This is a genomic window from Rhizobium sp. FY34, from assembly GCF_005222845.1.
GTDB lineage: Bacteria > Pseudomonadota > Alphaproteobacteria > Rhizobiales > Rhizobiaceae > Neorhizobium.
Genome location: NZ_STFZ01000015.1, coordinates 23,867 through 34,949 on the forward strand (window position 1 = coordinate 23,867; position 11,083 = coordinate 34,949).

Annotated in this window: 12 protein-coding genes and 2 pseudogenes; 11 read left to right on the forward strand and 3 right to left on the reverse strand. The window is 60.9% G+C overall.

Annotated features, from left to right (window positions below; genetic code table 11):
* Positions 1-18: 18 nt before the first annotated feature.
* Positions 19-1,347 carry a PLP-dependent aminotransferase family protein gene (locus tag E8M77_RS13325; RefSeq protein WP_137131141.1) on the reverse strand — a complete coding sequence of 443 codons (1,329 nt, stop codon included), beginning with the start codon at positions 1,345-1,347 and terminating at the stop codon, positions 19-21.
* 101 nt (positions 1,348-1,448) lie between these two features.
* On the opposite strand from E8M77_RS13325, the gene E8M77_RS13330 reads away from it, so the two are divergent.
* The 5 genes from E8M77_RS13330 (at position 1,449) to E8M77_RS13350 (ending at position 6,321) form a co-directional block, all read left to right on the forward strand.
* On the forward strand, positions 1,449-2,417 hold the full coding sequence (locus E8M77_RS13330) for a nitrate ABC transporter substrate-binding protein (RefSeq protein ID WP_137131142.1): 969 nt from the start codon (positions 1,449-1,451) through the stop codon (positions 2,415-2,417).
* 60 nt (positions 2,418-2,477) lie between these two features.
* Positions 2,478-3,365, forward strand: coding sequence for an ABC transporter substrate-binding protein (locus tag E8M77_RS13335; protein ID WP_137131143.1), 888 nt, complete (start codon positions 2,478-2,480; stop codon positions 3,363-3,365).
* Positions 3,362-4,288: an amino acid ABC transporter permease gene (locus E8M77_RS13340; RefSeq protein ID WP_137131144.1), complete on the forward strand. Its 927-nt coding sequence runs from the start codon at positions 3,362-3,364 to the stop codon at positions 4,286-4,288. The genes E8M77_RS13335 and E8M77_RS13340 overlap by 4 nt, the downstream gene beginning before the upstream one ends.
* Positions 4,285-5,064: an amino acid ABC transporter ATP-binding protein gene (locus E8M77_RS13345; protein WP_137131145.1), complete on the forward strand. Its 780-nt coding sequence runs from the start codon at positions 4,285-4,287 to the stop codon at positions 5,062-5,064. Before E8M77_RS13340 ends, E8M77_RS13345 begins: the two co-directional genes overlap by 4 nt.
* Before the next feature lie 72 nt (positions 5,065-5,136).
* Positions 5,137-6,321: a M20 aminoacylase family protein gene (locus tag E8M77_RS13350; RefSeq protein WP_137131146.1), complete on the forward strand. Its 1,185-nt coding sequence runs from the start codon at positions 5,137-5,139 to the stop codon at positions 6,319-6,321.
* A gap of 368 nt (positions 6,322-6,689) precedes the next feature.
* On the opposite strand, the pseudogene E8M77_RS13355 reads toward E8M77_RS13350, so the two are convergent.
* Together E8M77_RS13355 and E8M77_RS13360 are read right to left on the reverse strand one after the other, a co-directional pair.
* A pseudogene (locus E8M77_RS13355) lies at positions 6,690-6,845 on the reverse strand (DnaJ domain-containing protein); the annotation flags it as partial.
* A 12-nt stretch (positions 6,846-6,857) separates the two neighbouring features.
* Positions 6,858-7,907, reverse strand: coding sequence for an alpha/beta hydrolase fold domain-containing protein (locus E8M77_RS13360; RefSeq protein WP_170975867.1), 1,050 nt, complete (start codon positions 7,905-7,907; stop codon positions 6,858-6,860).
* A 197-nt stretch (positions 7,908-8,104) separates the two neighbouring features.
* Between E8M77_RS13360 and E8M77_RS13365 the strand changes: the two genes are divergently transcribed.
* From E8M77_RS13365 to E8M77_RS24210, 6 genes and pseudogenes are all read left to right on the forward strand, one after another.
* On the forward strand, positions 8,105-8,500 hold the full coding sequence (locus E8M77_RS13365) for a hypothetical protein (RefSeq protein WP_137131148.1): 396 nt from the start codon (positions 8,105-8,107) through the stop codon (positions 8,498-8,500).
* Positions 8,501-8,506: 6 nt separating this feature from the next.
* Positions 8,507-9,106, forward strand: coding sequence for a sigma-70 family RNA polymerase sigma factor (locus E8M77_RS13370; RefSeq protein WP_137131149.1), 600 nt, complete (start codon positions 8,507-8,509; stop codon positions 9,104-9,106).
* Positions 9,103-9,519 (forward strand): hypothetical protein, encoded by a 417-nt coding sequence (locus E8M77_RS13375; protein WP_137131150.1) that lies wholly within the window; start codon positions 9,103-9,105, stop codon positions 9,517-9,519. Before E8M77_RS13370 ends, E8M77_RS13375 begins: the two co-directional genes overlap by 4 nt.
* The gene (locus tag E8M77_RS13380; RefSeq protein WP_137131151.1) at positions 9,516-9,911 is read left to right on the forward strand and encodes a periplasmic heavy metal sensor; all 396 of its coding nucleotides are present in this window, start codon (positions 9,516-9,518) and stop codon (positions 9,909-9,911) included. The genes E8M77_RS13375 and E8M77_RS13380 overlap by 4 nt, the downstream gene beginning before the upstream one ends.
* A 215-nt stretch (positions 9,912-10,126) precedes the next feature.
* On the forward strand, positions 10,127-10,600 hold the full coding sequence (locus tag E8M77_RS13390) for a tripartite tricarboxylate transporter TctB family protein (RefSeq protein ID WP_137131152.1): 474 nt from the start codon (positions 10,127-10,129) through the stop codon (positions 10,598-10,600).
* 41 nt (positions 10,601-10,641) lie between these two features.
* Positions 10,642-11,083, forward strand: a pseudogene (locus tag E8M77_RS24210) (tripartite tricarboxylate transporter permease); the annotation flags it as partial.

The window sequence follows — 11,083 nt, forward strand, 5'->3', positions numbered from 1 at the left end:
CAGTAGCACCTTAGGCACTCAACCACCCGAAGCTGCCAGCGTTATCGCATCTGCAACCTCTTCATATCGATCGGTGAGGTTGCTGGTTGCCACCCGCAGATGGTGGGTGGGCTGAACCGCGAATTTGTTGCCCGGGTGTACGGCAATGCCTCGCGCCGCAAGCGTGACGAGAGCAAATGGCTCGGAGGCGACAGGAACCCAGGCGCATAGACCACCTCCAGACGGCACAAACACGTCGCGGTCTGCCAGAGCCCTCACAAGATTGTCGCGGCGCGCCTGATAGATCCGGCGTGCCTCCTTTAGGCCTTGTGCCGTCGTCTCGTCTCGCAGCATCCAGGCGGCTGCCCCCTGCAGGATGCGACTTGTCCAGCCAGAGCTGAAGCTCCGATAAGACTGGATCTGATCGATGATCGTGCGCGTGCTGGAAAGAACCGCCAAGCGTAGATCCGGCCCCAAGGTCTTCGAGTAAGACAGGATATGGATGACGCGATGGGGGAAGACTTGCCCGAGGGACTGCCGTAGCGCATCGGAAATATCCGCCATGCCGTCGTCCTCTATGATCAGGACGTCGGTATCTAGAAGTTCTTCGACGAGTTCCGCCATCCGCTGGGTCGCCACGGTCTGACCCGTCACGGAGTGCAGCCTTGGCTGGAAGATGAAGGCGACTGGTTTGCTGAGCATTGCCTGCCTTAGGGAAACGGGCAGGGGGCCGTCGGCATCGCAGGCGACCGGCACGATCTTGGCCCCGTGATCCTCCAGGATATCGAGAAGCCGCATAGCCGTCGGCTCTTCGATGGCAACGGCGGCACCTGGTGGCACGAGCGCATGGATCAGCGTGTAGACCGCGTTATATCCGCCGTTTGTCGCCAGAAATGCCTCCGCCTCGTAAGGCCAGGTCCGGCGAACTTCTGCCTCAAGCTCCGGTAGGATGCGGCTGCGCTCATAGCTATTGAGCCTTTCCGTCGATGCCGCATGGACCAATGCATTCTCGAGCCTCGGCAGCAGCGCCCGGTCGGGCACGGCCATCGTCAGGTCCAGCACGCCGGCGCCGTAATGGCCGACACTGGCCAGTCGCTCCGGCTTGGCGACGAAGCGGTCGCCGCTGACCCAGGTGCCGTTGCGGCCGCGCCCGGTGATGATTTTTTGGCGACGTAGCTCGCTCCAGGCCTCCGAGATGGTTGCCGGGCTCACGCCCAGCGAAAATGCCAGATCGCGGATTGGAGGCAGCTTTGCGCCCACCGGCAGCGCTCCGGCTCGGATTAAGGCACTGGTCTCTAACGCTATTCCGCGAATTGAGCGATCGCTCAATCTTTCAGCAAACCAGGCCGAATTATAGGCATCGATCATTTTGTCACCATTTAAATGTTCAATAACGTAATAACATTTGATCATTTGGAATTGAACATTTTATCTTCGGCCCATCAGCATTTCTGCCGTGAGTAACTCAAATGACACTGCGCCTTCGAATTGCACTGCGTGACTGGGACTACATGACGCCGCTTGCTTTGGGGGATGTGTCTTCCGACAAGCTTGATCTTCAGGTTGATCGCATCGGGACGCTGGTGTCGCATATCGGCAAGGACCCGGACCACGAGGCGGCCGAGGTTTCCTTCAGCCGCTACACCCAGCTCCGCTATGACGGCGATGAAACCGTCGTCGGCATCCCCAACTTCATCATGCGCGGCTTTCGACACCGCTGCATCATGACCATGGCCGGCAGCGACATCACCACGCTTGGTCAACTGGCAGGCAAGCGCATCGGTGTCACGGGTTGGCGCGACAGCGGCAACACCTGGACCCGCGCCGCCATCCGCCGCGAAGGTGTCGAGGTCACGGATGCCATGTGGTATGCTGGACGGCTGACCGAGGCGCATCCGATCACCGACCGACTCGATGGTTTTGGCCAGCCCGGTCTGATCGAGGCATGCCCCGGCGAACGCCCGATGGTGGACCTTCTGCGTGAAGGCGCACTGGATGCGATCTTCACACCCTTCATGCCGAGCGGCTATTTTGAACCTGGTTCGCCCTTTCGTCAGGTCCTGCGCGATTTCCGCAGTGAGGAGAAGCGTTACTTCAATGACGTCGGTTATGTTCCAGGCATGCACCTGATCGGCATCAAGGCCGAGGTTGTGTCCGAAAACCCGTGGGTGATTGCCGAGATCAGCCGCCTGGTCGATGAGAGCCAGAAAATGTGGACGGAGAAGCGCCGCAAGTATGCGGAAACCACGCCGTGGATGTTCGACGAGGTGCTCAAAACCTCTCGTGACCTCCCTGAAGGATGGGACGCCAGCGGCTTTGCAGCAAACCGCAAGATGATCGGCGACTTCGCCAAGGAGCTCCATGCGCAAGGCATCATGAAGCGCGAGATGACGCCGGAAGAGCTTTTCCAGTTCGATACAGACGGCAGCCAAATCTGATCTGTGGCCGAAACTGCAAGTTCCAAAGAAACACGCATTCGTAAAACAAGGGGAATGACTATGTCGCATAAGAAACTGATTGCTCTTACCTTCGCTGGCTTCGCTCTGGCCTGTGGCGCCCAGGCGCAGGACGCTATCCCGAAGTTGGAAGTGAACAAGCAACTGCACGACAGACTGCCGGAAGACATCAAGACCGCCGGCAAGATGATCTCCGTCAACAACGGCTCTTTCCCTCCCTATGAAATTGTTACCGGCACGGAAATGACGGGTGCCAGCGCCGATCTCACGGATGCGCTGGGACAGGTTCTCGGCGTCAAGATCGAGCACGCCACAGTGGGCGGCCTTCCGGCGCTGCTGGCGGGTGTGAACTCAGGCCGCTACCAGTTCGCTTTCGGTCCGGTCGGCGACTACAAGGATCGCGAGACTGCCAACGACTTTGTCGACTGGGTTCAGGAATTCGTGGTTTTCGCGACGCTGAAGGGAAATCCCAAGGGCATCTCTTCGCTCGACACGGCCTGTGGCCAACGGGTCTCGGTCATGGCGGGCGGCTCTGCGGAACGGGTGATCAAGGTCCAGTCGGAGAAATGCGTCACGGAGGGCAAGGGCGCGGTTGAAGTCCAGTCCTACACGGACCAGCCGGCATCCATCCTCGCCGTCCGCTCCAAGCGCGCTGACGCCTTCTTCTCCTCCCAGGCGCCCTTGACCTACTTCGTCTCCCAGGCAAATGGCCAGCTGGAATTGGCCGGCGTCGGTCAGAAGAACGGCTTCGAAGACATCTTCCAGGGTGCGGTCGTTCCCAAGGGGTCGCCTCTTGGCCCGCTCTTCGTCGATGCCATCAAGGTGCTGATGGACAACGGCACTTATGGCGCAATCATGAAGAAGTGGGGCCTCGAGAACAACATGATCAAGCAGCCTGGCATCAATCTGGGTGGGCAGCTTCCAAAATGATCAACAGCACACAAAGTGATGCGGCGCCTCAGGGCGCTGCGAACTTTCGCGATGTGGCGACGGCCCACACGCCTTTCAGAACCGGTCGTCTGCTTCTTTGGCTCGTGATCGCCTTTGTCGTCATTGATTTCGGCTGGATCATCGCCAACAATGAAGGCTTCGGTTGGCCGGTCGTCGCCCGGTACTTCTTCGACCCGACCGTGATCAGTGGCCTTTACGTCAGCCTCGGCTTGACTGTGGTCGCCATGATCCTTGGGGTCGTGGTCGGCCTCGTGATCGCCATCATGCGCATGTCCAATGATGGGCTCGCCAAGGGGTTTGCCTCCCTGTTCATCTGGTTCTTCCGCGGTACACCGCTGCTGGTTCAGTTGATCTTCTGGTACAACATGTCGACGCTGTTTCCGGCGATTTCGATCTCCATTCCGTTCGGCCCAACGCTGGCCAGCTGGGACACCAATTCGGTGATTACCCCGATGACGGCTGCCATCGTCGGACTTGCTCTCAACGAAGCGGCATACATGGCCGAAATCATTCGTGGCGGCCTCATTTCGGTCGATCGCGGACAGGCCGAAACCGCAGAGGCCTTCGGCATGACCAAGGGTCGTGCTCTGTGGCGGATCATCATCCCGCAGGCGATGCGGTCGATTGTGCCGCCAACCGGCAATCAGCTGATCAGCATGATCAAGGCAACCTCCCTGGTCAGCGTGATCGCCATGGCCGATCTACTCTACTCGGTCCAGTCGATCTACAACCGCACCTTCGAAATCATTCCGATGTTGTTGGTCGCGGTCCTTTGGTACCTGCTCATCACCTCGGTCCTCAATCTTGGCCAGAGTTATATCGAGGCCTATTACGGCCGCAGCGAGCGCCGCAATGCCGGTGTCGCGAAGGTCGAAGCCGCGACAGGGGAGGCGAACCATTGACCGTGATCGACACTGCAAAGCCACTGGTACAGGCCCGTAACGTCCACAAGGCTTTTGATCATCTCGAAGTGCTGAAGGGCATCGATCTCGATGTCATGCCGGGCGAAGTCGTCGTCATCCTGGGCCCGTCCGGCTCCGGAAAGTCGACGTTCCTGCGCTGCATCAACCATCTGGAAGCCATCCAGAAGGGCTTCATCGAAGTGGATGGCGAGCAGATCGGCTACAAGCTGAAGAAGGACCGGCTGGAAAAACTGTCCGCCAACGGCATTGCAAGGCAGCGCCGCAAGATCGGAATGGTGTTCCAGCAGTTCAACCTCTATCCGCACATGACCGTTTTGCAGAACATCATCGAGGCGCCGGTCGGCGTCCATGGCGAAAGCCGCAAGGATGCCATCGAAAATGCCAGGCAGCTGCTGCAGCGCGTCGGCCTCTCGGAAAAGGCGGATGCCTATCCGCGCCAGCTGTCTGGCGGCCAGCAGCAGCGTGTCGCGATAGCGCGTGCTTTGGCAATCAAGCCAAAGCTGATGCTGTTTGACGAGCCGACCTCGGCGCTCGATCCCGAACTGGTGGGCGAAGTGCTGGCGACCATGCGGGATCTGGCAAAGCAGGGCCTGACCATGATCGTCGTGACGCATGAGATCAGCTTTGCCAGGGAAGCTGCCGATCGCGTCGTGTTCATGGATGGAGGCGTTATCGTTGAGCAAGGCAGGCCCGAGGATGTGATCGGCAATCCGCAGCATCCGCGCACGCAATCCTTCCTGTCGCGCTTCCTCTGAGCGAAATCCGCTTTAAGCCCCCGGTCGAAGGCCGGGGGCTGTCCTCCCAAATTCGAAAAGTCTGGAATCCGCATGCCAAGTCAAGACAATCTCTACGCTCGCGTCTCCGATTTCGAGGCGATGGAAGCAGACCTGAAGGCGACCCGCCATCACCTGCATGCCCACCCGGAACTCTCGTTTGAAGAAGCCGAAACCGCTCGCTACGTGGCCGACAAGCTGGAAGCCTGGGGTTACGATGTCACGCGCAATGTCGGCGGGCATGGTGTCGTGGCGGTGCTCAGGAACGGCACGGGCACCAGGAGCATCGGCATCCGGGCAGACATGGACGCCCTGCCGATTGAGGAAGAAACCGGCGTGACCTATGCCAGCACTGTTCCCGGCAAAATGCATGCTTGCGGGCATGATGGCCACACGACCGTCCTTCTCGGAGCCGCCGAATATCTGGCCAAGACAAAGCGCTTCAACGGCACCGTGACCCTGATCTTCCAGCCGGCGGAAGAAGCGGGCAAGGTCAGCGGTGCCCAGCTGATGATCGCCGATGGCCTGTTCGATCGGTTCCCGATCGATGCCATCTTCGGTCTGCACAATCATCCCGGCATGCCCGCTGGTGCACTTCTGACGCGTCCGGGCCCTATCATGGCGGCCGGCGATACCGTCCGGATCACCATCAAAGGCAAGGGCGGGCATGCGTCGCGTCCCCATCTGACGATTGACCCGATCCTGATTGCCTGCAACCTTGTCATGACACTCCAGTCGATCGTTTCGCGCAATGTCGATCCAACCCAGACGGCAGTCGTGACCGTCAGCACAATTCATGCCGGCGAAGCCTCGAATGTTATCGCCAACACGGCAAAGATCTCGATGAGCGTGCGCTCCTTCGATCCCGCGATCCGCTCCTTCCTCGAAGAGCGGATCCGCAAGCTGACGGCAAGCGTTGCCGAAGGGCATGGGGCCACCGCCGAGATCGACTACGAACACGGCTATCCTGTCGTGGTCAATTCCGAAAAAGAAACCACGTTTGCCCACGCAGTCGCAGAGGAGCTGATCGGCGCTGAAAACGTATCGACGTGTCCGCTTCTGCCCGGTAGCGAGGACTTCGCCTACTTCCTTGAACATCGTCCAGGCAGCTTCCTGCGCCTCGGAAACGGCAAGGACTCAGCAATTCTGCATTCCTCGGGATATGACTTCAACGATGGCAGCCTCACCACCGGGGCCGCGATGTGGGCTAGGCTCGCAGAGCGGTATCTCGATCAATAGGCCAAACCGGCCACTGCCCCCGTGACTCATTTTTTTGGTTGGAGAGAGGTTATCTTCGTCGGCGACGAGTTTAAGTCCTATCTCAGAAGGTGTTCTTCAAAGCCTCATCAATCGTTGTTCGGTGATGTTTACGGGTACCGCCATGTCGATAGCGCCAACCTCGAAGCCCCAGAGACCAGACCAATGACCCAGCCTCTCAATAGGTTTCGCTCCGCTTCAGCTGCGGAAGCGATGGCCGCTTTAGTGGAAGATCGTTTGGCATATCAAGGATAGCGGGGCGTTGGTTCGAATCCGCTCAAGAGCGTAGTAACGTCATTGGGGAATTCATAGTCAGTCCAGATTAAGCTCATGTCGAATTGCAAATACGGTCAGCAGAAACCGTTGAGCTTCAGGATCCTATGCGCCTCTATGGAAGCACGTAGCTCCGGTTCGGCGTTGCGGTCTCCTTGATTGACGTCAGGATGGTACATCTTGAGCCTTTGCTTGTAGCGCTGCTTGATTTCATCGGCAGTCGCCTCAGCACTGCGCAGCGGCCGTCACTTCACCAGGCCGCCAATGAAGCGGTCTACGGCATCTGTATAGGGCCCCGGTTCGCCAAGCTCCTCATTGATGGCGCCGTGGCTTTTGGCCAGCGGCAACACCTCTGTCTGCACGCCGACCGTCCCTGCCTTCCTGTCGAAGGCCCTGGCCTGATCGCAGGATTGAGCACGTCGTGACGAGCAGACGAGAAGCATGGGCGGCGCTTCTCGCTGGAGCTGGTCGCTCGGCGAGGCACGCCGCCAGAATGCCGGGTCCCTCCCGAACGCCTTGTCGTAGAGATGCAGATGCGGACCTCTCATCATCGCGACGACGTCGTAGACGGCGCTGTCGAGCGCCACGACGCCGCGCCAGGGCAGGGCGCCAGAGCGGCTCGCGATCGACGGATCCGATGAGAGCAAGGTGACGAGATGCGCGCCGGCGGAGTGCCCCATCAGCACGAAGCGTCGTGGATCGCCGCCGAGGGAGACCACCTTCTGCTGGGCGGCGGCGAGCGCGTGCGCCACGTCCTGTGCCTGCTCCACCGGATCGGCTTCCGGCAGCAGGCGGTTGTCGACCGAGATGAAGATGTAGCCCTTCGGCAGCCAGTGGGCGACTTTGCTGTCGACGACGCGCGCAGCGGATTTGGAGCCGATCGCCCATGCGCCGCCATGCACCATGAAGATCACCGGCGCTTTGGCCGCCCCGGCCGGAACATAGATATCCATGCGCTGCTTGGGATCGCTGCCATAGGCGACGTCGCGAAGCACTCGGGTGTCGCCGGGGAGGGTCTCTTGTCCGGCGGTTTGCGGACGCGAGCCCGCCAGCGCCGACGCAATCGTCGTTCGGCAACCCTCGGAGAGGGCGGAGCTGTTCTCGCGAAGGCACTCGCCGAGCGCGCCTTCGCCCGGCCTGATCCCCGGGCAAAGGCGGGCGACATCGGCGCGGCAGGCGCGCACCAGCGCCCTTCGCTCGCTCCGGTCAAGCTGCTGCGAATGTGCCGAAAAGGCCGAAAGGCCAGCCATCGCGCAAGCGATAATAAACCGCGCCGCACGCGTCGAATGCCGCATCGTTTGCTCCCGTGGAAATTTGGCGTCGCGGCTTATACGGTCGATACGCGGACCTCCTACGCGGCGGCCCCCGGGAAAATCCGGGCTCCAGACGCGGGCAGGAGCGTAGGAGCCTGCCTGCCGGTTCGTATGAGCACCATGCCGGACAGAAGAATTCGCATGCTCCCACCATGTGAGCACAACAGGGAACGATGCAGATGAGACAAGCATTCCGACGGGACACAATCCGGGGCGCCCTTCTTGTGGTCGCCCTTCCGCTCCTCGCATTCACTGGACCCGCCCATGCCGAGGACTGGACGCGCCAGACGGTGCGGGGCGGAGAGATCAGCCGCAGCGTGACCGGCGAGGCTGGCCATTATGACGGGTCAACGACCCGGTCGGGACCGAACGGCGCTGTCTATACCTCCAACGGCCAGTGCGTCTCCGGGGTGGTGGACCGCTGCGGCCGCAGCTATTCCGCGGTCGGGCCGAATGGCGCGACGATCACCGGCAGGCATGGCACGGCTTCCGGACCATCCCGGCTTCGCACGGCGCGGGGCATTGAAGGCCCGGATGGCGGACGGTTCGTATCCGTGCAGCGCTTCGCTCGTTGAACGGCCTTGAAAGACCGGACGCGACCCGATGCAACCGCTGCTGCCGACATTGATCGGTCGCTGATCCGCGCGATCGCCGCAGGTCGGCAGCAGGCCCTCGCAGATCTCGTCGCGCGTCACGGCCTGGGCCTTACGGCCTTTGCGCGGCGCTATCTCGGGGGATCGCGTGAGGAAGCGGAGGACATCGTTCAGGAGGTGTTCTTGACGGTGTGGCGCAAGGCGGATCGCTTCGATCCGGAACGGGGGCAGGTTACCACTTGGCTTTACCGGATCACCGTGAACCGTTGCATCGACCTGCGCCGCAAAAACGCGCTGCTTCGTCTGATCGGACTGGACAGCGCGGCGGCCGAGCCGGTCGCGGACGTTCCGGACGCGGAAACCGAGATCGCCGCCCGGTCAGAACTCGTCCAGGCGAAGGCCGGGATCTGCAAGCTTCCACAGCGCCAGCGCATGGCGCTGCTGCTGCGGGCGGTGGCAGATCTCGACATTCCCGCGATCGCCGAGGTGATGGGAACGAGCAGCGGCTCCGTCGAACAGCTTCTCGTGAGGGCGAGACGGAGCCTGCGGGACCATATGGCACAGCAAGGGAAGGGACCAAAACGATGATAGGCAATGAGCAGGACCTCGAAATACTGAAACGCCGCTTTGGCGACGATCCCTCGTCATGGCCGTCGCCATACCGAAAGCTTCTGGGCGATGCAGGCGATGAGGATGCGATCGACCGGCTGGTGCGCGAAGCCGCGGTTTCGACTATGCGGAACGACCGCCTCGTTCACAGGGTTCTCGGGCGCTTGGACGTCGAGCGTGGTGCAAGGCAACGCCCAGCCTGGCAGGTGTTTACCTCGCCTCGTCTCGTCATGCTGGCGGGTTTCGCGCTGATCATCGCGGCGGCAAGCGGATTTCAGGTCGCAAGGCTGGATGGCCTCGATCCAGAGGCCACGCTGCTTGCCGTGGCGGCGGGCGCGCCGACTGCCATCATCCTCGACGACGACGTCGATCTGAAGGAGGTTGGGCTGTGACACGCAAGGGCATGTTCCGCCTCACCATCCCCGTGCTCCTGGCTCTCTCGCTTGCCGGCAATTTTTTCGCCCTGGGCTTTTTCGCGCATCAGTGGCGATCCGGTACGGGCGCGTTCACCGCACTGCTGGAGACGCGCTATCCTGCGGATGTCAGAACCGCCTTCCGCTCACGCCTGCGCGACAACGGCGAACCGTTGAAGGCGGCGCTGGCCGATCTGAGGGCCGCCCGAAAGATGCAGGAAGCATTGAGCAGGCAAAGCCCGCTTGATGAAGCAGCGCTGCGGGCCGCCATGGAAGAGGTCAGGATCAAAACGACGGCTCTGCAATCCCTGACGCAGGACTACCTCGTGGCGGCTATCAAGGATGCTGAGAACAGGCACGATGGCCAATAGGGGTCAGGACAAGAGCAGTTCAAAATCCTGCGCTAGGATCGAACGGAGCGTGAACCTTCGTCGCGTACCCGCATGATAGTCTGGCGGCTTGTTGCGAACTTCCAGGCATCGGCCCAAAAGGCGGAAATCCCACTGCACTACCTGAATGCCACGGACTACAAAGCACTGATCGCCAAAATCACTGCCGATCTCACCGAAACGTGGAAGGTGACCCCGTGGCGCTAAGCTTCAATCCGACGCGCAAGCAGTCGGAGATAGGGTTTGCGGCGGCTCTAATGGCCGTCGCGACCTGGGGCTTTGTCGAAGCGGGCGCCTACCCGACGCAGAGTGCCGGATATCCCCGCGTGCTGTGCATCATGCTCGCAGGGGCGTCGGCCCTGGTAATCTTGCGCGCTGCACTCGCGCAGCCGGACGATACCAGCCAGCGCCTTCTCGATCATCCGGGCCGTTTCCTGCTCGGATTTACCACACTGCTGACCTACATCGTTGCGGTCGATCTGCTGGGATATGTGGTTCCAAGCCTCGTTGTCGGGATCGGCCTGCCGGTGCTGCTGGGTTACAAAAACCTCCGTCTCGTCGTTCCGGTCGTTGCCTGTTCGATAGCGGTCATTCTGCTGGTCTTTGCAGGGCTCCTGGAGCGCCCCCTTCCGCCCGATATTCTCGATTTCTTGCTGGAGTCCGTGCTGTGATAGATGCAATCTGGAGTGCGCTACCCCACGTCTTAGATCCGATGAACCTGTTTGCGGTGTTTCTGGGCACCGTTGCCGGGCTGGTGGTCGGGGCTCTGCCCGGCCTGACCGTGACCACGGGCATTGCCGTTCTTATCCCGCTCACCTTTGGTCTCGATCCGCTTTTCGCTCTGGGGATGATGGCCGGCATGTACAATGGCGGCAGCTACGGCGGCGCGATACCCGCAATTCTCCTGCGGGTGCCGGGTACGCCGGCATCAGTTGCCACCATTCTCGATGGATACGAGATGACCAAGCAGGGCAAGGCCGCCTACGCCTTGTAGGTCGCGGTCGTCTCCGGCGTCATCGGATCGGTGATTTCGGCCATCTCGCTCATCCTGTTTGCGCCGGCTCTGGTGAAGCTCAGCCTGCTGTTCGGCCCGGCAGAATATTTCTGGGTCGCAATTCTCGGCCTTGCAACGGTTGCTTCCTTGCTCGGCGACG